At 39.9% G+C, this 24,158-nt stretch carries 24 protein-coding genes, 1 tRNA gene and 2 pseudogenes; 11 read left to right on the top strand and 16 right to left on the bottom strand.

Features of this window, described 5'->3' with window-relative positions:
* Positions 1–39 precede the first annotated feature (39 nt).
* The 3 genes from IPH84_18570 to IPH84_18560 all read right to left on the bottom strand — a co-directional run bounded on the left by IPH84_18570 (position 40) and on the right by IPH84_18560 (position 2,378).
* Entirely contained in the window at positions 40–381 is a 342-nt protein-coding gene (locus tag IPH84_18570) for a hypothetical protein (protein MBK7175170.1), read from the bottom strand.
* Between the two features lie 1,384 nt (positions 382–1,765).
* Complete coding sequence (locus IPH84_18565) at positions 1,766–1,930, bottom strand: hypothetical protein (protein ID MBK7175169.1); 165 nt, start codon at positions 1,928–1,930, stop codon at positions 1,766–1,768.
* Between the two features lie 28 nt (positions 1,931–1,958).
* Positions 1,959–2,378 (bottom strand): hypothetical protein, encoded by a 420-nt coding sequence (locus tag IPH84_18560; protein MBK7175168.1) that lies wholly within the window; start codon positions 2,376–2,378, stop codon positions 1,959–1,961.
* Positions 2,379–2,496: 118 nt separating this feature from the next.
* On the opposite strand from IPH84_18560, the pseudogene IPH84_18555 reads away from it, so the two are divergent.
* The 4 genes and pseudogenes from IPH84_18555 to IPH84_18540 all read left to right on the top strand — a co-directional run bounded on the left by IPH84_18555 (position 2,497) and on the right by IPH84_18540 (position 5,236).
* Positions 2,497–3,571, top strand: a pseudogene (locus IPH84_18555) (ADP-ribosylglycohydrolase family protein).
* Positions 3,501–3,813: pseudogene (locus tag IPH84_18550) on the top strand (hypothetical protein). Before IPH84_18555 ends, IPH84_18550 begins: the two co-directional pseudogenes overlap by 71 nt.
* Before the next feature lie 32 nt (positions 3,814–3,845).
* Positions 3,846–4,766: a hypothetical protein gene (locus IPH84_18545; protein ID MBK7175167.1), complete on the top strand. Its 921-nt coding sequence runs from the start codon at positions 3,846–3,848 to the stop codon at positions 4,764–4,766.
* A gap of 173 nt (positions 4,767–4,939) precedes the next feature.
* Positions 4,940–5,236 (top strand): hypothetical protein, encoded by a 297-nt coding sequence (locus IPH84_18540; protein MBK7175166.1) that lies wholly within the window; start codon positions 4,940–4,942, stop codon positions 5,234–5,236.
* Here the strand turns inward: IPH84_18540 and IPH84_18535 are convergent.
* Both IPH84_18535 and IPH84_18530 read right to left on the bottom strand, forming a co-directional pair.
* Positions 5,233–6,093 carry a DUF3853 family protein gene (locus IPH84_18535; protein MBK7175165.1) on the bottom strand — a complete coding sequence of 287 codons (861 nt, stop codon included), beginning with the start codon at positions 6,091–6,093 and terminating at the stop codon, positions 5,233–5,235. The two genes, IPH84_18540 and IPH84_18535, sit on opposite strands and share 4 nt — an antisense overlap.
* Before the next feature lie 266 nt (positions 6,094–6,359).
* A tRNA-Arg gene (locus tag IPH84_18530) sits at positions 6,360–6,433 on the bottom strand.
* Between the two features lie 249 nt (positions 6,434–6,682).
* On the opposite strand from IPH84_18530, the gene fbaA reads away from it, so the two are divergent.
* A complete protein-coding gene (gene fbaA / locus IPH84_18525; GenBank protein ID MBK7175164.1) occupies positions 6,683–7,762 on the top strand; it encodes a class II fructose-bisphosphate aldolase in 1,080 nt (359 codons plus the stop codon).
* Positions 7,763–8,027: 265 nt separating this feature from the next.
* Here the strand turns inward: fbaA and IPH84_18520 are convergent, their stop codons facing one another.
* The 4 genes from IPH84_18520 to IPH84_18505 all read right to left on the bottom strand — a co-directional run bounded on the left by IPH84_18520 (position 8,028) and on the right by IPH84_18505 (position 11,027).
* On the bottom strand, positions 8,028–8,387 hold the full coding sequence (locus IPH84_18520; protein MBK7175163.1) for a four helix bundle protein: 360 nt from the start codon (positions 8,385–8,387) through the stop codon (positions 8,028–8,030).
* 332 nt (positions 8,388–8,719) lie between these two features.
* Positions 8,720–9,571 carry a universal stress protein gene (locus IPH84_18515; GenBank protein ID MBK7175162.1) on the bottom strand — a complete coding sequence of 284 codons (852 nt, stop codon included), beginning with the start codon at positions 9,569–9,571 and terminating at the stop codon, positions 8,720–8,722.
* A 179-nt stretch (positions 9,572–9,750) separates the two neighbouring features.
* Positions 9,751–10,173 (bottom strand): SPOR domain-containing protein, encoded by a 423-nt coding sequence (locus tag IPH84_18510; GenBank protein ID MBK7175161.1) that lies wholly within the window; start codon positions 10,171–10,173, stop codon positions 9,751–9,753.
* Positions 10,174–10,184: 11 nt separating this feature from the next.
* Positions 10,185–11,027: a universal stress protein gene (locus IPH84_18505; GenBank protein ID MBK7175160.1), complete on the bottom strand. Its 843-nt coding sequence runs from the start codon at positions 11,025–11,027 to the stop codon at positions 10,185–10,187.
* 139 nt (positions 11,028–11,166) lie between these two features.
* Between IPH84_18505 and ruvB the strand changes: the two genes are divergently transcribed.
* From ruvB to IPH84_18485, 4 genes are all read left to right on the top strand, one after another.
* Positions 11,167–12,189, top strand: coding sequence for a Holliday junction branch migration DNA helicase RuvB (gene ruvB, locus IPH84_18500; protein ID MBK7175159.1), 1,023 nt, complete (start codon positions 11,167–11,169; stop codon positions 12,187–12,189).
* A 296-nt stretch (positions 12,190–12,485) separates the two neighbouring features.
* A complete protein-coding gene (gene queG, locus IPH84_18495; GenBank protein ID MBK7175158.1) occupies positions 12,486–13,427 on the top strand; it encodes a tRNA epoxyqueuosine(34) reductase QueG in 942 nt (313 codons plus the stop codon).
* 147 nt (positions 13,428–13,574) lie between these two features.
* Complete coding sequence (locus IPH84_18490; GenBank protein ID MBK7175157.1) at positions 13,575–14,849, top strand: arginine deiminase; 1,275 nt, start codon at positions 13,575–13,577, stop codon at positions 14,847–14,849.
* Between the two features lie 72 nt (positions 14,850–14,921).
* Positions 14,922–15,479 carry a hypothetical protein gene (locus IPH84_18485; protein ID MBK7175156.1) on the top strand — a complete coding sequence of 186 codons (558 nt, stop codon included), beginning with the start codon at positions 14,922–14,924 and terminating at the stop codon, positions 15,477–15,479.
* A 24-nt stretch (positions 15,480–15,503) separates the two neighbouring features.
* On the opposite strand, the gene IPH84_18480 is transcribed toward IPH84_18485, so the two are convergent.
* The 5 genes from IPH84_18480 to IPH84_18460 form a co-directional block, all read right to left on the bottom strand.
* Complete coding sequence (locus IPH84_18480; protein MBK7175155.1) at positions 15,504–16,088, bottom strand: UbiX family flavin prenyltransferase; 585 nt, start codon at positions 16,086–16,088, stop codon at positions 15,504–15,506.
* A 50-nt stretch (positions 16,089–16,138) separates the two neighbouring features.
* On the bottom strand, positions 16,139–16,741 hold the full coding sequence (locus IPH84_18475) for a PorT family protein (GenBank protein ID MBK7175154.1): 603 nt from the start codon (positions 16,739–16,741) through the stop codon (positions 16,139–16,141).
* A gap of 18 nt (positions 16,742–16,759) precedes the next feature.
* Complete coding sequence (locus IPH84_18470; GenBank protein MBK7175153.1) at positions 16,760–17,374, bottom strand: CAP domain-containing protein; 615 nt, start codon at positions 17,372–17,374, stop codon at positions 16,760–16,762.
* A 60-nt stretch (positions 17,375–17,434) separates the two neighbouring features.
* Complete coding sequence (locus tag IPH84_18465; protein MBK7175152.1) at positions 17,435–18,535, bottom strand: hypothetical protein; 1,101 nt, start codon at positions 18,533–18,535, stop codon at positions 17,435–17,437.
* 81 nt (positions 18,536–18,616) lie between these two features.
* On the bottom strand, positions 18,617–19,591 hold the full coding sequence (locus IPH84_18460) for a polyprenyl synthetase family protein (GenBank protein ID MBK7175151.1): 975 nt from the start codon (positions 19,589–19,591) through the stop codon (positions 18,617–18,619).
* Positions 19,592–19,746: 155 nt separating this feature from the next.
* Between IPH84_18460 and IPH84_18455 the strand changes: the two genes are divergently transcribed.
* Complete coding sequence (locus IPH84_18455; protein ID MBK7175150.1) at positions 19,747–20,514, top strand: radical SAM protein; 768 nt, start codon at positions 19,747–19,749, stop codon at positions 20,512–20,514.
* Positions 20,515–20,623: 109 nt separating this feature from the next.
* The gene (locus IPH84_18450) at positions 20,624–21,022 is read left to right on the top strand and encodes a hypothetical protein (GenBank protein MBK7175149.1); all 399 of its coding nucleotides are present in this window, start codon (positions 20,624–20,626) and stop codon (positions 21,020–21,022) included.
* 67 nt (positions 21,023–21,089) lie between these two features.
* On the opposite strand, the gene IPH84_18445 is transcribed toward IPH84_18450, so the two are convergent.
* Both IPH84_18445 and IPH84_18440 read right to left on the bottom strand, forming a co-directional pair.
* Positions 21,090–23,717 (bottom strand): adenosylcobalamin-dependent ribonucleoside-diphosphate reductase, encoded by a 2,628-nt coding sequence (locus tag IPH84_18445; protein MBK7175148.1) that lies wholly within the window; start codon positions 23,715–23,717, stop codon positions 21,090–21,092.
* Positions 23,714–24,034, bottom strand: a complete 321-nt coding sequence (locus IPH84_18440) for a hypothetical protein (GenBank protein MBK7175147.1) — start codon at positions 24,032–24,034, stop codon at positions 23,714–23,716. Before IPH84_18440 ends, IPH84_18445 begins: the two co-directional genes overlap by 4 nt.
* Between the last annotated feature and the right edge of the window lie 124 nt (positions 24,035–24,158).

The following is a 24,158-nucleotide window of genomic DNA, read 5'->3' as shown; positions in this document are numbered from 1 at the left end:
CAGGCAATAACTTCTGTTTGCTTAATGGTGATTCTTCCACTATAAAAAAGCGGGTAGATATACCTTTTCATTCAAATAGTTCATCAGATCATTCACTGATGCATTCCAGAAAAGCAGAAGAAGAGTATTGGATGAGATAGACTCAGCCACTAAAACTGATGATATTAACTTTCCAACATCAGTATTCTTGAAACGAAGAAGTGTTCTTCTGATTGCCCGTTCAAATCGTTGTACTGATTTTTCAGTTTTGATAGCCGTATAAAAATGATGCCCGCCACCATCATTAACATTCAATGAATTTGCACAATCGCTCATGAACAGCTTTATCAGATTGAAGTCTGGCAAGCCACCTAAAATATTGATATCAGTAGTAATCTTCATTACAGCCTTATGGGATTCAAATCAAAGGTAAAAAAATGAATAGAATAGTGAGGTGGTAGAGTGAAATGAATAGTTATTTAGATTCATTCAGGGATAGCCTGGCGGGAATATGTTGGCATTTATATGAATTATGCAATGACCTCAAAAATAAGAAGATCAACAATACAGCCCCTCAGATTCAAGAATAGAGGTATGGGAAATTGACTTATTAATAGAAGGGGATCCTACTGCTGTGTCACCTCTTTTGATAGAAATAGCGAAAAAGATACACTTAAAATCCAAAGTTATAATTGGATTTGCATCTAAAAGCTACGCCCAGCCCCGTTTCATTGATGAAAATGATGGGAGATTACAGACCAATAGAGTCTTGTTGATAATACGACCAATAATATAGCTGGATGCAACTTGACGTTGAGGCACAATTAATTAGAGAATTAAGAATGTTCACCCTAATAACTGCATAAGAAAAGTGAAACAAAGAAGAGATCACGAATCAAAGGATTCAATTTCTAAGTTTATTTAGCCTGGAAAAGCTGGCTCATTAATTTAATGAACTGAAAAGTATACAACTTACTGGGAGTCACTATAATCTAACATGCATCTAAGAAGGATATGAGTAATATTCTTCCTGTCTGGAAGTTAATCACTAATGATTTGACGCAACTATTTTTTTAAATATGATAGTACCAGAAACAAATTAATGATAACAAAATCATTTTCAATAACTCAGTGAACAGCTCAACGAACTTTTACAGTTATACCCTATACAGGAAAGAATAGGATGTTGGCAAATGGCTGTTGAGATATCAAAGTTGTATTTTCGATCATTAAATGAAGAAACAACCCTTGTGAAAACAAAATTGGGATTGATCTTTCAACAATAAATGGGAAGTTGAGAATTACGAAACAAAGGCACGGCAGGAACAGCATTTCTTGGAACAAATTAAAGGTGTCCAGCCAAAACTGCCTTGACAGATTGGTAAATGGGATGCAACTGATTAGAATCACCAATATAGGCTCAACGAAATGAAATTGCATTTAAAAATATGATGAAGACTATGAACTGATTCCTGAACCAAGGTCGGCAGTGATCCGTAAAAGGAAAAAGTGATTGAACGTTGTATTAAAGTTTAAAGATTATATGCTCTTGTTTGAACAGAACCAAAAGATATCCGTTACCCATTTCATTACTTGGTCATTACCAGCAATCACAAACTCTTGACCAATTGGATTTGATTGAAAGTAACCTTTGGGATTCCAGTTATTTTGATTGTGGCAGCTAATCTTCACATTCTTAAAAATATCACTCAACTCCCATCTGGATTTTGGAAAATCCTGTTTCAGTTAAAACCAATTTGTTATTGTACAAAAGGCGCCAGCACCTTCATTTGCTATTGAATGATAGAGTTTCTCTTGCCGTGTATATTGTATTATTTTTAGCTTTTCTGTATCTCTCATTTGTATGTGGATGATATTCTAACCAAGGGAGACATTTATAAGCATCAGTAACCTTCAAAATCTGCCCGACCTGTAAATATCCAAAAATTATGTGTTTTTCTTTTCCTTCCTTACAAACCTTAGTTCTCCATGACTAATCTCAGTCTGCCTGAAGGTTCCAAAAAGAGGAAAATATCATTAGCTGTTGCGTCAACTATACCTTGATTTTCCAAATGAGACTGGGCAGCATCAATTTGTCCAAAAGCAGAACTCCAACCTTCCTTGTGATTATAAATATCTGGATAAATATCTGGGTCTAAATGACATTTGCTTTCCTCTGTTATTTCCATCCATCCATTTATAGGGTCATGATATTTCCCTTTAAGCTGGTTAATAATATCGAAATAACTCCCATATTCTTTTAATTGAAGTTCTGAATAGCAAATCAAATCTTTCTGGTCAGGTATTGGCAAGGATATCAGTTCCTCATTTGGTAGAATCGGACTTGGAAAGCCCCCATATTTTGAATCAAATCCTTTTCGGCTAAGTATTATTTTCATAAGAGAATGGATTATAGTGACTATTGTTAATTAGTTTTGGATTTGAATATTTGATAAATTTACAAAACTATCAATTGGTATGTGGTTTTGAATATTTAAAGGCCAGTTTTATCCCGTTATGAAAAAATCTATCATCAAGGAAATCTTATTTGGCACTGCTGTTGGTGATGCTTTGGGCGTGCCTGTCGAATTCAAGTCGAGGGATTACTTATCCAGCAATCCAATTACCGGCATGATAGGTTATGGAACCATCACCAACCCACTGGTACATGGTCGGATGATAGTTCACTGACTTTCTGTTTGGCTGACTCCCTTAGTAATGGCTATGATCAAAATGATATTGCTTCCTCTTTTGTCAAGTGGTATGATGAAGGGTTCTGGACTCCCCATGGTAAGGTCTTCGATATAGGTATAACAACCCAGAAAGCAATCCAAAATTTGAAGAACGGTATCGAACCAGCATTGGCTGGTGAGTCAGGTGAGTCTTCCAACGGGAATGGTTCGCTGATGAGAATTTTGCCATTGCTGGCACATGTCAATAAACTTGATGCAGATGAAAGTTTCAAGATCATAGCTGATGTTTCTTCTATAACCCATCGGCACCTAAGGTCGATCTTGGGATGTATATTATTGTTGGAGTATGCCAAATTACTTCAGCATGATTCTCCAAGGAATGCTTTACTGACCATGTCCCTGAATTTTCATAATGAATTGCACCACATTCCTGACCTGAAGGATGAACTGGTTCACTATAAAAGGTTGTTTGATGGTAAGACGATGGACGAATTTCAGAAGCTAATCATTACAGATTCTGAAGTACAAAAAATGAAGAATCCAATGGATTTATTAACTCCATCGTTAGCATCAGCTAAGTTAGAAGACATAAAATCTTCTGGATACATCGTTGATACCCTTGAAGCAAGCATCTGGTGCCTGATCAATTCGAAAAGTTTCGAGGAGGCTGTTCTATTGGCAGTTAACCTTGGAGGTGATACAGATACTACTGGAGCTGTTAGCAGGAGGGACTCGCTGCAATCTACTATGGTTATGATGCCATTCCCCAAAAATGGATTGACCAACTTGCCCGAAAGGATGACATAGAGGCTTTGACAAAGAGACTGGATAAATATTACATCGAAAGATTTTTCAAGCAACAAATGTCCGATTTGTGGAACTCCTTTGGAAGAATATAGTCGGTATCCAAGCTATGTTTGCACCGGTTGTGCCGATAGGGCTTCAGATATTAGTGGAAGAAAACTGGACTTTTTTCAATTTGGATATGTGGGGGGGATTTGGCGCAACATATGTGGATACGAAAGAAGATTACCCAAGCCATGAATGTTATATCGATAGTGTTCAATGCTGGGCAGATGAAGCGAGAATGGGGGGTATTGTGATCCAGAAGATTGATGATAAATTTCAAAAACCAGAATAAGCTAAAAATTCAATGTATTAAAAAGCAACCCTATGAAATTATTTACAGCGAAAGATAAAAAATTAAAAGGTATTTCTACTGTTCCATTTAAACTGGAAAAGGAAATACAGGATGTTGTTGAAAAGAATTTAAGGGAGTTATTCGATTTACAGTTAGTAAAATCTGAATTCAGAATAAAGAATTTTCGGATCGATTCACTTTGTTTTGACCCCGAAAATAAATGTTTCATCGTTATTGAGTATAAAAAGGATAGAAACTACTCGGTTATAGATCAAGGGTATACATACATGTCATTATTGTTGAATAATAAGTCAGACTTCATATTGGAATACAATGAGAACTGCGAAGGCATACTGAAAAGAGGCGATGTTGATTGGACTCAATCCAAAGTCATTTTTGTCTCGCCTCAGTTTACTGAATACCAAAAACACTCTGTTAATTTTAGGGATGTTCCTTTTGAATTATGGGAAATTAAGCGATATGAGAATGATTTGATTGGAATGTTACAGCATAAAACAACATCAGATGAAAGTATTTCCACAATTACCGTTGGCAAAGATGATGTAATAGAAAAGGTTTCCAAGGAAATTAAAGTATATACTGAAGAAGCAATATTAAATTGGTCAAAGAATAGACTTGAATGGGTGAACGAACTTTATTTCAGTTTAAAGGAACGGATCATGAATTTAGGAGAAGTTGAAATGAAGCCTAATGGAAATTATATCAGTTTTAGAAGAAAGAGACCATTTGTGGATGTAGTTTTATATCAAAAAGGAATTTATATTACAATAAACCTTAAAAAAGGAATGTTAAACGACCCAAATAATCTAACTAAAGATGTTAGTGGATTAGGACATTGGGGCAATGGAGATTATCAGTTAAATTTAGATAATACGATAGATATGGAGTACATAATGTTCTTAATAAGCCAATCTTATAAAAACCAAGAATAATTTTTATTATGCAGATGACTTTAGGAATGGCGGAAGTTCTTGTTGAATTTACATCAAGGTTATATTGTTAACTAATCCCATGACTAACATGATGGTTTTTGGGACAAATGAACTCATAACTATAAGCTGATTCTACAAGTCATATCTAACCTTTTTCTATAATCCGGTAATTTATGTTCATCTCCAACCTCACCCATTTCCTCGATGACGATGGAAATATTGCTCAAAAAATATCCAAAATAGGACGAGAAAGAGCCTGTTTCATTGCTATAATTGTTGATGAAGCCACCAAGCCCAAGACTGAGGAATTTGTTGAACTGAGGTGTATGAAGAAAAAGTGTGAAGGAATTATAGAAATTGAGATTCTTCAGGAAACTGAAGAAATTGAATACTGGTGTACCCATTGTCCCGATAACAATGGTAAGATCAGTGGGTGGCAAGGGACAAAGTGGGATAACAGAAAATATTAGAAGTCACTGGGAATAACACTGTTTATTGTTTTTGTGTTTCTGATATTATACTCGGCTATGGCTTCTTTAACCTTGATCCTATCAAACAATACAATTCTGCCATTTTGAAAATAAGGGATGATTCGTTCGTTTTTAAGTTTCTGTGCGGTGTTAACACCAACGCCAAGAAATTTTGCTAATGCTCTGATCCCTCTTATAGGTTGCCCACTTTCTTCATTTTGTTCATGTTTTTTAACATCAGGAATAATTCCGCTCAGTTCAGCCTGGGTATATTCTGCTTTCTTTACTAAAGCATCAGTATTAGCTTCCAACTCGGATAATTTGGATTGAAGCAATGTTAAAAACGCTCGGGAATATTCATGTAACCGATTTTTAAGTGTTTGATCATGCGCATCAATACACTGAGTAAAGTATTTTTTGGATGCTTTATAGCATTTGATCTCATTTAGAGTTAAAAATTGATAAAATGCTACCTCGAGTTCCATTTCGATAAGAGGACATGGTAACATATCATTTGTCTGCTTGAACTTAGCATGAAGGTGTGCTGTGTAGTTTCTATAATAATCCTGGGTATAGTACTTACGGCCAGATTGAATATTTGACTTCAGGGAGTTAAAACCCGGGTTAACTTCATCGTGTCCAATATAAGCAGTAAATCCTTGTGCGATAGGTGTAGTATCAAATAAGCAATTAGCACCAGGTTGAAGTGAGTATTGTGGGTTTACATGCTGGCTGTTCAGTATGGGTTGAGTAGTCTTATCAATTGGGTTTCTGAAAAGGAGAGCTTTGCCTGTTTCCTCGAAGAGGGAATCATCAAAAATATCAATACAGGAAGTATGGCTTAAATTGCTTTGCATAAGGCAAACAGGTTAGGTTTAAAACAAAATTATTGAATAGGGTGGAAGAATCCACCAAATGGGTCTAAAACTTGCATTCAATTGAAAAACTAGACCAATCTAAAGTTGAAACAGTAATAATGAATAGTCGGATGAAGGATATAGAGATAAGAGAATCCTTGTATGAAGAAGATCTGCTGAGGGAAAAAAGGGTATGTAAAAAGGTATGATGGATAAAGAGAACAGTTGTATATAATTAATATACAACTGTTTAAGGTTTAGAGTAGTGACCCCGACAGGATTCAAACCTGTGACCTTCAGAACCGGAATCTGACATTCTATTCAGCTGAACTACGGGGCCGGTTTTTTTTTTTTTTTCCCCGGGGGGAATTTTTGCTAGATTTTAGATTTAATTCAGCAAATTATTTGGAATTTCAGCTCCTCTATTCCGACTGCAAAAGTAATAGAATTTGGTGAATTAAATTGAAGTATCGATGAAAGGTGCATTAAGTGCGTAACAATGATTTTAGGAACTAAACTTTTAGGGTTTATTTTGTAAATAACGTACCTTTGCACTTTGTAAATTAAACATTAAAAAAAACATAACAATATGTCAGACAAGGTATTGGATAATATTGCTGCTGGTGTGGTTACCGGTGACGATGTACAAAAAGTATTCAGGATAGCCAAGCAGAACCATTTTGCACTTCCTGCTGTGAATGTGGTAGGGACTGATTCGGTGAATGCAGTTTTACAAGCAGCCAAAGAGGCGAACTCCCCTGTGATCATTCAGTTCTCCAATGGAGGCGCTCATTTTTATGCAGGAAAATTCCTCAGTAATGAGGGGGAAAAAGCAGCTATTGCCGGTGCTGTTTCAGGTGCCAAACACATTCATATGATGGCCGAAATGTATGGTGTTCCTGTGATTGTTCATACTGACCATGCAGCTAAAAAACTCTTACCCTGGATAGATGGCCTTCTCGATGCTGGTGAAAAGCATTTCAAAGAGTTTGGTAAACCCTTATTCAGCTCGCATATGCTTGACCTGTCAGAGGAATCATTAGAAGAAAATATTGAGATCTGTAAAAAATACCTGGCTCGTATGAGTAAAATCGGGATGACCCTTGAAATTGAATTAGGCGTTACCGGTGGAGAAGAAGATGGTGTAGATAATAGTGATGTTGATTCAGCCAAGCTTTATACACAACCTGAAGATGTGGCCTTTGCATATGAAGAACTGATGAAAATCAGTGATAAATTTACTATTGCTGCTTCTTTCGGAAATGTGCATGGTGTTTATAAACCTGGTAATGTGAAGCTTCAACCAGTCATTCTTGATAATTCTCAGAAGTTTATTGTTAAGAAATATGGAACTGCTGAGAAACCAGTGAATTTTGTATTTCATGGTGGTTCAGGCTCCAGTCGTGAAGAAATCCGCGAAGCCATCAGCTACGGTGTTATCAAAATGAATATCGATACCGATACTCAGTGGGCCACATGGAAGGGCATCCTTGATTTCTATAAGAAAAATGAAGGATACCTCCAGGGACAAATTGGTAATCCTGAAGGTGAAGATAAACCTAACAAAAAGTATTACGATCCCCGCAAATGGCTGAATGAAGCTCAGAAATCGATGGTTTCAAGACTCAAGGTGGCTTTTGAAGACTTAAATTGCCTTGATAAAAATTAATGTCGGATGTTTGATGTCGGATGTTTGATGTCGGATGTTTGATGTCGGATGTTTGATGTCGGATGTTTGATGTCGGATGTTTGATGTCGGATGTTTGATGTCGGATGTTTGATGTCGGATGTTTGATGTCGGATGTTTAATGTCGGATGGCTGATGTTTGATTGAAGAGGTTCTAATCATTTATGGTTCTTAAACAATTTGACTTTTGAAACAATAATTATAGTTTCTTTGATCTTAAGATAGGAATTATTGATCAAGGGATAGATTAACTTCCGAGTTTCTGTTTTGCTGTTTTAATTGAAGAAATTATCATAGCCAGAATCTCGGAAGTTTCTTTTTTTATTGGTTCTACACGGTCTACGGAAATGAGATTAGCCTCAATGGAGAATTCAAGCCAAAAAATAGTTTCATCGCACTCTTCCTCAACAATTTCTAGCTTAAAGATGAAATCTTTGGCGGATTTTGCTCTTCCTGAGGCTCTGTAATTAGCAGCCGTTGAGGTAGATGATTTGATTATCTGATAACTAATGACATTGCTTTCCGGACTTTTAGGAAAGAGTTTAGTCAATTTAATGACTTCAATAGCCATCTTGAAGGCCCTTTTTTGAACATCCTGTCGGTTCATAATAAAGTGATAGAGATAAAATATTTATAAATAAATTTTATAACTGCTTGTAAGGCAGAGAAATATTCAATTTTTCTAAAGTAACTTAAGAATTCTGCTGCGAGACACTTGATAGTTAAATCCTAAAAATCCTTTTCCATCATTGTGATCCTAAGTTTAGTTTAGGATAACATTTTTAGTATCAAAATAATTTCCATATCAACATCCCACATTCAACATCCCACATCCGCCATTCTACATCCCACATTCCACATCAAACATTCCACATCCCACATTCCACATCCGACATTCCACATCCGACATCCACATCCGACATCCGACATCCGACATTATTACCTGGAAGCCATAATAAGCGTTTCGTGAGGATTAATACTCAAAACAGGGAAAGGTGAATTGTTTACCATCTGCTGAGCATAGGGGCCAACCAGGAGGTTGAAGGGACTGGTTTCCTGTTCGGTCATGATACTGATAAGGTTGGCTCGTACTTTCTTGGCATATTCAATTGTAGAAGTAGTAAGATTGTCAACCAGAAGAGTGTCGCGATGGAAAGGAATACCTTCTTCTTCAAGGTATTTCACTACCTGGTCGGTATATTCATCTACTCTTCTTTGAATGGCTTTATATTTGGAAGCATAAACGGAAACCACATAAATCTCTGCATCGAAAAGTTGAGCCAGGTAAGCAGTAAAGGGGACTTTCTGCCTGGTGTCGATGGTGCTGTCGATAGGGAGCACAATTCTTTCCAACTGATGTTTGACATTGATGCCGGCTCTTAAGGAAATTACCGGGCAATGAGCTACAGAGATAAGCCTGTTGGCATTGCTTCCAATCCAGAATTGCTCAAACCCCGATGATCCATGGGTGCCCATAACGATACAAAGGCTTTCCATTTCGCGGGCTTCATCCAGTATTTCACGATAGACCTTGCCTTCGCGAATTACATAATCAAGCTGGGTTTCAGGTAAACGATCCTTATATTTTTCAATAAGCTGGCCAAATTGCTTTTTGATCTCTTCAATCAGATCAGAAGCTTTATCAGAGTAAATAGTTGTTTTGGTAACGCTCGGATTATTCACCCAAATCATATGTACGTCAAGGATTCCTTTGTTGGCAATAGAAATTGCATGTTCGAGAGCATTGATCGAACAATCGGAAAAGTCGATAGCGGCTATTATGTTGCTCATAGTGATTGGTTAGTTATCCGGAACGTACGTCAAATGGAGATATTTATTGGCTAAGGTAATGAAAAACCCTTTCAAATGCAAGAATAATCTAATTGCCTTTTAAATTATTTTACTAGGAATATAACACATTTGCACTTGAATAATTGTGTATTATAAGAAATAATTTAAGTCAAGAAGTTTTATTCCAGCTCTTTAAAACTGATTTTTTCTTTTACAGGAAAAGCGTTGGGGTAATCTGTAAGAATTTTTTTCTGGTATCCTACAGCTTCTGCAAGGGTCCTGAAATTACCAACTCTGACCCGATAATAGGGGGATTTAAACGATAAGAAAACCCTTGAATTGGGGTATTTTGAAATGAACTCATCCATGGCATCAGATGCTCTTTTCTTGCTGTTGCTACCGGAATCAAAGAAGATCTGAACCCTGTATCCGTCCACTGATTGATCTTTCTCATTTACTTTTTTATAATAATCACTCAACTCATTAATTCGGGCATCCTGAACATATTCAACCTTTCCATCAGACTTGGATTCTTCCTGAGCAGATAAACTGTTCAAAAAGAAAAGACAGATGCAAAAAACGGTTGAAAGTAAGCGGAGCATGACAGTATAAATTACTGAAGGATAAAATGTTCTTTCTGTGGTATGCTTAGAACAGGAACAGGAGAATAATTAACAAGTTGCTGTGCAAATTGTCCAAGGATGGTTACGGATGCTTCATTTTGCCAGTCTGACATGATAGCCACAATATCTACATCGAGGTTCTTTGCATGTTCAATGATCGTAGAGGTAAGATTATCAGAAAGGACAGTATCAAGTATGAAATTGATTTTATTCGAATTCAGATACTTTTCAATTTTTACGACATTATTCTCAACAACTCTTTGCATCGTCTTTAACCGGCTGGTATGGATAGCCAGTATGTTAATATCGGAGCCAAAAACCTTTGCCAGCTGGCAAGCAAAAATTGCTTTCTGTATGGTTTGTGGGGTGTGGTCGATAGGGACCAGAATTTTCCGGATCCCCCTGGAATTATCGAAATTGAATTTAATGGTAATAACAGGGCAAGGGGAATAGGCTACAACACGAGATGCATTGCTTCCGATCCAGTATTCTTCAAAACCGCTAACACCATGGGCGCCAAGAATCAACAGACTGCTATTATTTTGCTTTGCTTGTGCTGCCAATTCCTGGTATACCTTGCCTTTTCGGATTTTGCAATTCAGTTTACCTCCTGTGAGTTTTCCTTTATAGGTATGGACTAACTCCTCCAGGTTCTTTTTTGATTCATCACGAAATTCTCCGGATTCCGGACTGCCTTGTGTTTCATTTGCCGCTTGAACATCAATCCATACCAGGGTGATGTTACTTTGGGCAACATTGGCCAATTCAATGGCATATTCAAGAGCATGCACTGATCCTTTCGAGAAATCAATGGCTACCAGGATATCTTTCATGGCAGTTAGGATTAAAATGTGATGCTAAATTAGAAAATTTCTTGAACCTGAAGGGGGATATTACCATCCATTTGCAATACTTCTTATATACGCATTATTGTTACTTTTGTAAGATGTTCAAAATGATAAGCTCATGCCACTGAATCAACATCTGGATGCTTCAGGCGAAAGATTAACTCCCGCGGAAAAGGAAATTGAAAAAGCCCTTCGTCCATTGGATTTCGGAAGTTTTGCCGGTCAACCTAATGTTTTGAGCAACCTTAGGGTATTTGTGGCTGCTGCCCGTCAACGGGATGAACCTCTTGATCATGTTCTTTTGCATGGACCGCCGGGACTTGGGAAAACCACACTGTCCTATATTATTGCCAATGAATTGGGAGTGAATGTTAAGGTAACTTCCGGACCGGTGCTTGATAAACCTGGTGATCTTGCCGGATTACTTACAAATCTTGAAAAAAATGATGTGCTATTTATCGATGAGATCCATCGGTTAAGCCCTGTCGTAGAGGAATATCTGTACTCTGCCATGGAAGATTTCAAGATTGACATTATGATTGAAACCGGCCCTAATGCAAGAAGTGTCCAGATCATTCTGAATCCCTTTACCCTGGTTGGTGCTACCACTCGTTCAGGGCTCCTTACAGCTCCCCTGCGCTCCCGCTTTGGTATCAACTCCAGGCTGCAGTATTATGATGCTGAAACGCTTAAAAAGATTGTAATTCGTTCTGCCGGAATCCTGAGGGTTCCGATTCAGGATGATGCGGCTTTTGAAATAGCCCGCAGAAGCAGGGGAACACCACGTATTGCAAACCTTTTACTTCGCCGGGTGCGCGATTTTGCGCAGATCAAGGGAAATGGCACAATCGACCTTGAAATCTCTCAATATGCCTTATCAGCACTCCAGGTTGATAAGAATGGTCTCGATGAAATGGATATCCGTATCCTCTCTACTATTATCGAAAAATTCAAAGGAGGGCCTGTCGGTCTGACAACCATTTCTACAGCTGTTGGTGAAGATGCCGGGACAATCGAGGAAGTCTATGAGCCTTTCCTTATCCAGGAGGGTTACCTGATGCGCACACCAAGAGGTAGGGAGGCTACTGATATGGCATACAAGCACCTTGGGAAATCCCGTGCAGCTGTAAATGGGTCGTTGTTTTAATTTGAGTGCTGAGTGCCGAGTGCTGAGTGCTGAGTGCCGGGTGCTGATGTGCCAATGTGCCGGGGTGCCAGAGTGCCAAAGTGCCGACGTGCCGGGGTGTCCAGAAGGGGAGCATTTGGCTGTGAGTGACTGAATCCGGTATTAACTTATCCGCAATCGCCAATCCGCAATCCGCAATCGCCAATCCGCAATCCGCAATCCGCAATCCGCAATAGCAATAGACAAACTTCCATTCTCCAAAACTAAGGGGTATCTTTGCCTGTGAAGGAACATTTGAAGACCAAACAAATTGTATCATGGAGGGCAGCCAGCTTACTAAAAGGATAAAAGAACTAGCCATGGAGCTTGGCTTTTTCGACTGTGGAATAGCCGCAGCCTCTTTCCTGGAAGAATCTGAAAAACCTTTTGATAGCTGGTTGCAGAAAGGATATCAATCGGGTATGGGTTATATGCAAAACCACAGGGAGAAGCGACTGGATCCCACCTTGCTTGTTGAAGGATCTCAATCGGTTATTGTTTTTCTATTCAATTATTACCCTGATCAATCCCTGGAAGCAGGGGAAGGATACCTCATTTCAAGGTATGCCTATGGTGAAGATTATCATACAGTTTTACGCAGAAAACTTAACCAGGTTATTGAAGAATTGAACCTGCTTGTCCCGGGATCATTCAGCCGGGCATTTGTTGATTCGGCGCCTGTACTCGAAAGGGCATGGGCTACAAGGGCAGGACTTGGATGGATAGGGAAAAACAGCATGCTGATTTCAAGAAGAAATGGGTCGTATTACTTCATTGCTGAAATTATAACTGATATTAAGCTTGAAACCGATAAAGCTTTCGGGGGTGATTATTGTGGCGACTGCAGCCGGTGTATAGATGCTTGTCCGACAAATGCTATCACATCGCCAAAAATTATTGATGCAGGAAGATGCATTTCCTATCTCACCATCGAGAATAAAGGAGAAATTCCCTCATCATTTAAGGGTTTATATGATCAATGGGTATTCGGATGTGATATCTGCCAGCAGGTTTGTCCCTGGAACCGATATGCAACAGGGCATACAGAACCTGCCTTTGAAATGAAAGAAGAGCTAAGGGAATTAAGTAGGAATGGTTTGAAAAGCATTGATAAAGAGCGGTTTAATAAATACTTCAAATTATCTCCAATGAAAAGAGCTAAATTTGAGGGCTTGAAAAGAAATATTGAGTTCCTTGATAATGAAACGGAAAAGGAGTGATTCATCCAATGATTCGGCAATTCACTCCTGCTTCATAATTTATTGTTTTAATAACCACAATTCAGTTTAGGCTGAGGATGCATATCGAATCAACCAGTTTCAGGGATTTTTATCCCATGAAATAACATCTTTCAATTCGTTTTTTCCATGACATCGAAACCTTCTAATTACACCGTTGATATCCGCTCAGAAATTGGCGAACTGGAGGCTGTCATTCTTCATACTCCGGGTCCGGAAGTTGAAAATATGACTCCTGCCAGTGCCCAGAAGGCATTGTACAGTGATATCCTTAATCTTTCAGTGGCACTAAAGGAATATAACCAGTTCAAAGGATTCCTTTCGAAAGTCACCAAAACATTGCAGGTAAAAGATTTACTCATCGACATCCTGAAAAATGATAGGAATAAAGAAACCATCATAAAGCGGATTTGTGATCAGGAACGACAGGGAGTTTTCCTTCAGGAGGAACTGATGGTGTTCAAGTCGGAGAAACTGGCCACTGTTCTGATTGAAGGTATTGAAATGAAGAAGGACAATCTTACCCGGTTTCTATCGAAAGACCGTTATTCCCTGGAACCTTTACATAACTTCTTTTTTACAAGGGATGCTTCAGTTGCGATCCTTGACAAGGTTTTGATCAGCAGGATGGCAAGTCGTATCAGGGAAAGGGAGTCACTGATCATGGATTCAATATTTACCATGCATCCGCTTTTCCAGGCTAAAACCATTCATCCGGAAGAAAGTAAGCATTTCTGTAAGGAGTTCAGTTTCGAAGGCGGAGATTTCCTGGTGGCCAGGGAAGACATTTTACTGATTGGTACTGGGCCGAGGACTACTTCGAAAGGTATAGATTTCATTATTGAATATTATCGGAAAAAGAATGTTACCAGGCATATCATTGTCCAGGAGTTGCCACATAATCCTGAGTCGTTTATCCACCTGGATATGGTTTTTACATTTCTTGACCGAAACCAGTGCATGATCTATGAACCCCTGGTGATGCATCCATCACGATACCTTACCATTCATATCAGTATTCATAATGGAAAGGTAAAATCCATTCGCGAAGTGGAAAATATTCCATCTATCCTGCGTGAATTGGGGATGGATCTGGAGTTATTGTATTGCGGTGGAAGGAAAGATATCGTGAACCAGGAAAGGGAACAATGGCATAGCGGGGCTAATTTCTTCGCTGTTGGACCGGGAAAGATCGTTGGTTATGGACGAAATATACATACCATTGAAGAGTTGAATCAGCATGGATATGAGGTACTGAAAGCCAATGATGTGATCCATGGGAAAGTTGACCCCGGAAATTATAATAAGTATATTGTAACCATCGATGGAGCCGAGCTTTCCAGGGGAGGGGGTGGTTGCCGTTGCATGACCATGCCAATTAGAAGACGGCAGGTGGACTGGTAGAAATTTGACGATAAGGTTGAACTATCTTATTAATTTTTAATGGGTTAGATTTAATAACCCAATCTTTTGGTTATGAATGAACTTATCCTTGAGATTTTACCTTCTCCAAAAAGCAGGAACGCACAACTTTGGTTAGGCCGGATCTCTGCAATTTTTGCCCTTTTGTTAGGCATATTTATTCTATTTGCAGGTTTGAAAGGTGTTTTAGGTACCTGGACAATCATAATTCTGATATTTCCCATGCTTTTATTCCTTTCGGTCAGTTGGTTCGTCAGGAAATTCGGGGTTGATTATATTGCCGGCCTGAGGATTTATTCACATGGAGCGGGTGTTTTTTTTCCTTTGATCCAAGCAGAGAGCAGACATGAAGAAATCATCCCTTTTAGTGAAATCGATCTGATCGAAATGGAAGAAACACTGGAAGTCCACAGGATGGGCCGTAGAATCAAGAAAGTTAATGTTTATCGTCTGAAAATCAGGAAAAACGATGAAGGACAACAACCCCTGATGATTGAACTAACTGACTTACTGCCTTCTCAAATCCTGGTTTTTCGACAGATTTACCAGGTGCTGACAGAAAAGAATTTACTTCCCCCGGAGAAAATTGATCGCAGTAAGATGCCAATGTAATGGGCATGCTATAATTTCGGAAGATCACATCCGATCATTCTGTCCCCAACGAAAGGAATCAATCCTGAGTCCGGCCAGGACAAGAGCCCTGTCGACAACGGTTGCAGCAAGTTCCTCGAAGGTATTGGGCCTGCTATAAAAGGAGGGTGTGGCTGGACAAATAATCCCTCCGGCTTCCGTTACAGTTCTCATATTGTTAATATGAATAAGGTTGTAGGGCGATTCGCGAACCACAAGGATGAGCTTTTGCCTTTCTTTCAGCATTACATCGGCCGCCCGGGTCATCAGGTCGTTGGATATGCCGGAAGCAATACGACCCAGGGTTCCAACACTGCACGGACATATTATCATTGCATCAAAACCTGCTGATCCTGAAGCAAAAGGAGCATGAAAATCCATCGGTTCATAAACCCTGAAAGGCAGATGCTCAAAATCCTTATTCTCCAATTCATAGGTCCAAACATCCCTGGCATTCTTACTAAACAGCACTCCAACAGTCTCTACCTGTTCCTGAAGCCGGGCAATCCTGTCAAAAAGAACCTTTGCATAAATCGCTCCACTGGCGCCGGTGACACCAATTACAATTTTATGCTTTTCTGATTTCAACATTCTCTATGGGATTAGCCTTATAATTAATTAACATGAAGAACGCAGAATTGTTAGAGAGAATATGCCAGTTCAATAGCTAAAACACTATTATACTGTCCATAACCAAAAAGCCGCCTGCGATCACCATCAACCCTTTCCTTTCTTATGGAAGCCATTGAATTTCCACTTCTGATACCGGCTTTCCAGCGATCATTCAGCTTATAGCCAATCCCTGCCTGGAATGAGACATCCATCAATCTGAAAGGATTATTAGGCTGTTCTAAAAGATTGAATTCTGCATAGCTGTGCAGCAGGACCCCTATTGATGTACCTGCTTCCAGGAAGAATCCACTTTTCAGCTTATACTGGTAAAGCAACGGCATCTCAACATAACCAAGCCGGATGATCAATTTATCAAGGTCACCTTTATCATAATCCGGATTGTGACGGCTCCCTTTTTGAATATAGTTGATTCCGGTATGAAATGCTGAATGATCACTCAAGGAGATATTCACCCAGCCTCCTACAGTTAGCCCGGCTTTGTTGTATCCTTTATAGGTATCTCCATCCACCTGGGTGGCAGTTAAACCGGCGGTAATCCCACCTGTAAATCTTTGTGCTACAGACGATTGTATGATGATGAAAAATAGAAGGACAGTTGCCAGGTATTTCATAAACAGATTCATTTTGAATTAATTATCTTCACAAAGATCGGGAACTCCGGCCGGATCTGCCAATTTTCCGAACCAAACCGTTGCATATCCATCTACAATCCCTATTCCCATTGCATTCCATTCCACTGATTTCCAAATTCCCTTATTAATAATCACAGCATCATGGCCCGGGCTGCCCTTCCAACTTTCGAGGATATCACTTGCATATTCTTTCGGATCTTCAAGGGCTCTTGTTGTATAATATGCAATTTCGAATCCATCCCCCTGATAGGAGGTTAACTCCCTGGGTTTATTCCATATACATTCAGCCTTTTTATGGTCATCGGTATAACAGCATGAAGTCCAGGAACCCTTATCTGACCAGCTATGTAAATTACATCTTCCTGAATGTGTATAGGATTCATACAGATCCTGGCAATGAATACCTGCAACCAAGCTTAATGAATAGGAATATGGGAGTGCCGGCAAACCCTCACTTACACGATATGCATTGATCATTTTGGCAAGATACTGCTCAGTAGTGGTAAGACAGGCCTGCGGACTGACATTTTCCGGATGTGAATTCTGAGCCAGTGAGAATAAAGGAGTGCAGACAAAGCACGAAATGGACAGGAGGAACAATAATCTCTTCATTGTTTAAGGGAAAAGTGAATAAACAGGATAAATAGTCCTCAGCAGGACTAAGCGTAGAGATTATTTCCTATCAGTGTCGTATTTCTTTTCCTTAATTTTTTCTCCATTTTTGAATTCAGCTCGGTAGATCAGCTTCCCATTTACATCCCAATATTGCCAGATACCTTCTTTTTTCTGATCGATATAAGAGCCTTCTCCCTGTTCGCTGCCATTGGCATAATATGAAACCCATCTTCCATGTTGCCGTCCTTTACGGAAACTCTCTTCCCGGATTTTCACTCCATCCGGATCAAAATATGCCCAACTCCCTTCCCGTTCTCCAGCTACGTAAGTTCCTGTTTCACTGATTTGCCCGTTATCATACCATTCAGTCCAGCGTCCATTTTTCAGATCATTGGTAAAAGAGCCTTCAGATTTTCTTTTTCCATTCTCATACCAGGCTTGATATGTCCCATGTTTTTTGCCATCTGAATAATGGGCAATATATTGTTTTCTGCCATTTTCGAACCAGGCTTTCCAGGTATTAACCATTTTCCCGGTATCATAATTTCCGGAGTCTTTAACCTGTCCATTTTGAAACCAGCTCACCCAAATTCCATGTTCCTTGTCGCTGATATATTCGCCTGTATGGTGAATTTTGCCATCATTATAAAAGAAAGACCATTGTTCATTTTTTTTACCATCCCGGAGCATCCCCGTTTTCCAGCGTTCTCCTGTGTCATAGAAATATGACCATAGGCCTTGTTGTTTTCCTTCTATAAACGGACCAGTGCTTCCTAAATTTCCATTGGGATGATAAAAACACCATGTACTATCCTGGAGATCATCTTTTATTCGGCCCTTCATATCGATTCCACCATCAGCATTCCAACCCTGGACTGTACCATTTAATTTGCCAACTTTATAGGTACCTTCAAACTCCTTCTTTCCATTGCTGTGAAAACGAATGGTTTTGCCTTCTTTTATGCCCTTTATATAAAAAGTTTCATCATTCTTAAAGCCGTTTTCGTCAAATCCATACCATAAGCCTTCCCTAAGGCTATCCTTTAGCATCCCTTCAGCTTTTTTGTTCCCATTGGCGTGCCTTTCAGTACTTTGCTGACCGTAAGAAACACTCATACAGGCCATTAGAAACAGGGAGAAAAAGATTCTGAAATTCATTGATACTGGCTTGGAATAAAGAACAATTGCGTGCTGATTCAGGATAAAAGGTACGGAAACATTAACGGATAACTTCAGTATTTAGTGTTTTCGTTCGGTGGTAAACATCACTAATTGTTCGAGGGAACAACGTGATGGACTTTCAGGGAAGGTATATAAAAGTTCGAAAGCCTTGCTCTGATATTCTTTCATTTTTTGAATGGCATAATCAATTCCCTTGCTTTCGTTCACCTTCCTGATAAGTTCTGCTACTTTTTCCGGGTCATTGTTATGATTTTTCACAATATTGATGGCTCTTCTCTTTTCGGACCAGCTCGAATTATTGAGCATATAGATCAGGGGAAGGGTCATTTTCTTCTCTTTGATATCAATTCCACTGGGCTTGCCGGTGTTGAGGTTTTTCTCGTAATCGAAAAGGTCGTCCTTGATCTGGAATGCTATTCCAACATCCTGTCCAAATTGATACATTTTTCTGACAACCTCGTCGGAAGCGCCAACTGATTTGGCACCACTGGCGCAGCAGGAGGCAATTAAAGACGCTGTTTTCTTACGGATGATCTCAAAGTAAATGGATTCTTCTATATCGAGATGCCTGGCTTTTTCGATTTGAAGCAATTCCCCTTCACTCATCTCCTTTGTAGCATTGGAAACAATTTTAAGTAGCTGTACTTCATCGTGTTCCAGTGCAAGTAATAAACCTTTTGAGAGGAGAAAATCGCCAACGAGAACTGCGATTTTATTTTTCCAGAGGGCATTGAGCGAGAAAAACCCTCTTCGCTCATTTGAGTCATCAACTACATCATCATGTATAAGTGTTGCAGTATGTAACAGTTCGATAAGGGATGCAGCTCGGAAGGTGCTTTCACCCACTTCTCCGCACACCTTTGCTGAAAGGAATACAAACATTGGCCTCATTTGTTTGCCTTTCCTTTTGATTATATAACGGGTAATGGTATCCAGTAAGGGTACCGGGCTTTTCATCGAACTACGGAAATGCTTTTCGAATTCGTCTATATGAGAGGCAATCGGGGCTTTTATCTGGTCAAGGGTGATCATTCAGGATATTTTACTTTTCAAAAATAATCATTTTTTAATCCAGATGTGAGTCATCGTATCCATCCGACTAAATTGGGTCAATAAATCACATGATCTGATCCTCAAATCAATTGAACGAATCTGTAATTTTGTCTGAAATCTGAAATTTGAGAGGTATGCTATTCGATGAGATTATTTTTGGTCCGATTAAAAGCCGTCGGTTTGGTATTTCACTGGGGATTAATCTCTTACCTCTTGAATCGAAGTTTTGTTCATTTGATTGTGTATATTGTGAATGTGGCCTGACAGCTAAAATGAAAGGGGTAAAGCCGGAATTGTTTAAAAAGAATCAGATTCTTTCGGCACTTGAGCAACGCTTAAAAGATCTGAAAGGAACTCCGCTTGAACCTGACTCCATTACTTTTGCCGGGAATGGTGAGCCCACAATGCATCCCGAGTTTCCACAAATCATTGATGAAGTTATCCTTCTGCGCAACCAATTGATTCCAGATGCAAAGATTACAGTATTATCCAATGCCACCCTTTTGAAGAGGGCACATATCCGAGAATCGCTGCTGAAGATCGATAATAATGTACTGAAACTCGATGCCGGTACAGATGCTATGTTCCAGCTGATTAACCGACCGATGAGTCCTATTACCCTACAAGAGGTTGTAGATCAGTTGATGATATTCAATGGCAATCTTACAATCCAATCCCTCTTCCTGAAAGGCATTGTTTCCAATAATTTAATTGACAACACCCTTCCTCACGAGGTTGATGCATGGCTAAGCCATCTGGAAAGGATACAGCCTAAATTGGTAATGCTATACCCTATCGATCGGCTGACTCCATTTGCCAATCTGGAAAAGATCAGTACAGATCAACTGAGTTCAATAGCTGCCAGGGTTGAGGCCATTGGAATAAAGGCTGAGGTGTTTTAAAGATGAACTTTTACGATACAATTGTACCAGATTTGAGCAATACATTATCCTGGAAAGACGTTAGAAATTGCCCGGGAATGTTGTAACTTTATTCTTCAAATTAGCTGCTATGTTGGATTATCCTCCAAAAATCCTGATTGCATTTGCTGAGACTCTTAGTGGCAATACTGAAATACATCAGTGGTTGCTTAGTAATGGGTATCCCGAGCTGGCGGCCCTGTCAAGTGCAATTTGTGGAAGTGACCAGGCCATGGGCTGGTTGATGAAGAGTGGATACCCGGAATTGGCCGCCCTGGACCAGGCTATTGATGGTAAGGTAGAAGCTTATATCTGGTTAGTGAGGAATGACTTCAAACTCCTTGCTATGCTTGCTGATGCCTGCAATCGTAAACCTGATGCCATCGCCTGGTTTGAAGCCAATGACCTGAAAATTTTCCTTGTAATTGCTGCCAAGGTGCATAGCTACAGGGACAATAAGACTTTCGATTATCATAAGCTCCATTTTTAGTCTGTGCTGAGTGCTGAGTGCCGAGTGCTGAGTGCACAGTGCTGGGTTCTTTGATGGTGCATGAGAGTTAATGAAGGATATGATACAATACTGAGAAGCTGATTACACAAATTGCACAAATAAATATAATTGTGTCTTCCCTTAACCAACGGATCCGGGTTCTATCAGCCAAGCCTACTCTTGGGTATTCCCGGCACTCAGCACTCAGCACCCAGCACTCAGCACTCAGCACCCAGCACCCAGCACCCAGCACCCAGCACCCCGAATAGTCGCAGTTTTTGCAATATATGCAACCTTCCTTGCGGTAAAGGGAGCTTTCGGATTCACATTTTGGACAGGTTTCCCCGATTTCCTGAGGATCTTTGATATAGCGGGAGAGAGTCCTGACAACACCATTTTTCCAGGTAGTGATATAGTCTTTGTCGAAAGTAAGGTTTTCAATAAGGCTCACTACATAAGGAAGAGGCATGCCGTGGCGAAGGATACCTGAAATTAGTTTTGCGTAGTTCCAATATTCTTTTTCAAAGGTGCGGGAGAGGCCTTCATAGGTAATCCTGTACCCCTGGCGATCCTGGTAGCGGAAGTTATACAAGGTGCGTTCTCCTTCACGTTTCTGACGGATTACCCATCCTTTTTCCACCCACTCAGGCAGGAAGAAATCTTCACTTTTACCTGTAAATATTTCGTAAGGTTTGTTATTGAGTAAACCAACCACTGCAATCCATTTTTCACTTTCATTTGTAAAGCGAACAACGTCGGCTTCCAATGTATCAGGTCTTGGAGGGGCTTTGGTTTCTTTGAATTCGGTTACTTCTTCGGAGTTTTTGGAATCGTTGCTTACCAGAACACCTGAACGTGATCCATCGCGATAGATTGTCATTCCTTTGCAGCCACTTTCCCAGGCAGTGAGATATACGTCGCTTACGAGTTCTTCTGTTACGTCGGAAGGTAGGTTCACGGTAACACTGATACTATGATCAACCCATTTCTGGATGGCTCCCTGCATATTAACTTTGGCAACCCAGTCGATATCGTTGGAGGTAGCCTTGAAATAAGGCGATTGTTGTATGATGGTATTCAATTCTTCATCACTGTAGCTATTGGCTGCAGCTACATCGAAACCGTTTTCCTTCATCCAGTCGAGGAATTTTGGATGGAAAACATTATATTCTTCCCAGGAATCACCAATCTCATCAACGAAAGTCACTGTAACGTTGCGGTCGTTGGGATTAACTTTGCGACGGCGTTTGTAACTTACCATGAACACCGGTTCAATGCCGGAGGATGTTTGGGTACAGATGCTTACACTTCCTGTTGGTGCAATAGTGAGCATACTGATATTTCTGCGTCCGAAGCGTGACATTTTTTCGTAAACCTCGGGAGCTGCTTCTTTAATTCTATTGATGAAAGGATTGTTCTTTTCTCTTTCTATATCGAAAATAGGGAAAGCTCCACGTTCAGCAGCCAGGTCAACGGAGGATGCATAAGCGTCGATAGCGAGTGCTTTGTGAACATTCACACTAAAATTTGTTGCATCAGGTGTGCCATAGCGTAACCCTAGTGCGGCAAGCATATCACCTTCGGCTGTGATCCCAATTCCAGTGCGACGGCCCTGGAGGGTTTTTTCACGGATTTTTTCCCAAAGCAGGCTTTCTGTACGTTTTATTTCAGTGTCCTCGGGGTCAGCATTTACTTTAGCAAGAATGCCATCAATTTTCTCCATCTCAAGATCGATGATGTCATCCATAATACGGAGGGCATAACGGGAATGTTTGGAGAAAAGTTCTGCGTTGAAGGAGGCTTTAGGGGTGAATGGATTTTCAACGTAGCTATAGAGGTTCAATGCAAGCAAGCGGCAACTGTCGTAAGGGCATAGCGGAATTTCACCACAGGGGTTGGTAGACTGTGTTTTAAATCCCAGGTCAGCATAGCAATCTGGCACTGCTTCACGAATAATTGTATCCCAGAAAAGAACTCCGGGTTCTGCTGATTGCCAGGCATTGTGGATAATTTTATCCCATAGTTTTCTTGCTTCTATGTCCTGGGTTTTAATCGGGTTATTTGAGTCAATTGGATATTGTTGACGATAGCTGCGATTTTCTTTAACAGCTTTCATGAATTCATCGTCAATTTTCACTGATACATTAGCCCCTGTTACTTTACCCTGAACCAGTTTGGCATCGATAAAGTTTTCAGAATCAGGATGTTTTATGGAGATGGTAAGCATCAAAGCACCTCTGCGGCCGTCTTGAGCAACTTCACGGGTGGAATTGCTGTAGCGTTCCATAAAAGGTACAATTCCGGTTGACGATAATGCACTATTTTTTACCGGGCTTCCTGAAGGACGGATATGAGAGAGGTCATGACCAACGCCGCCACGACGTTTCATGAGCTGAACCTGCTCTTCATCCACTTTCATGATTGCACCATAGGAATCCTGGTTTGAATCACCACCTATTACAAAGCAGTTTGAAAGCGATGAAACCTGGAAATTATTGCCAATTCCTGCCATTGGGCTTCCCTGTGGAATGATGTAACGAAAATCCCTGAAAAGTTCAAAGATTTCATCTTCACTCAAAGGATTTGCATATTTCTTTTCAATTCGGGCAACTTCTGAGGCTAACCTCCGATGCATATCATCGGGTGTAAGTTCATAGATGTTTCCATCACTGTCCTTCAACGCATATTTATTCATCCATACATTGGCTGCCAGGGTGTCGCCCTTGAAATATTCTGTGGCAGCCGCCTGAACCTCTTCATGAGAGAGTAGGCCTTCAATTCATTTAGTGTTAAAATATTTTCTTTTGGTTGCATCGGTTTGTTTAATTCATTCTGTGCCAAAGTATAAACAGCTGGTTCGGCCTCAGGTTCAGCCAATATTTCCGGCCTGTGTCTATTCTCGAGAACTTTGTTGTAGAAACCATTCTTCACGTCATCTTCGAGTGAAGAATCTATGATTGAAAACAAATTTGCATCCAAATGTTTATCCATTCCCGTAATATTCTTTTTCATTAGTAGCCAATAACCTGATAATCAGTTGTTACACGTTGGTAACTCAACTGGTGAACTGCAGGACCAATTTACAACAAGGAACTCCCAACAAACAAAATGTTTTATTAACAATATACTCTTTAGG

The organism is Bacteroidales bacterium, assembly GCA_016707785.1.
Classification (GTDB): domain Bacteria; phylum Bacteroidota; class Bacteroidia; order Bacteroidales; family UBA4417; genus UBA4417.
The sequence above is the reverse complement of the archived record's forward strand: the minus strand, read 5'-3'. Positions and strand labels throughout refer to the sequence as shown.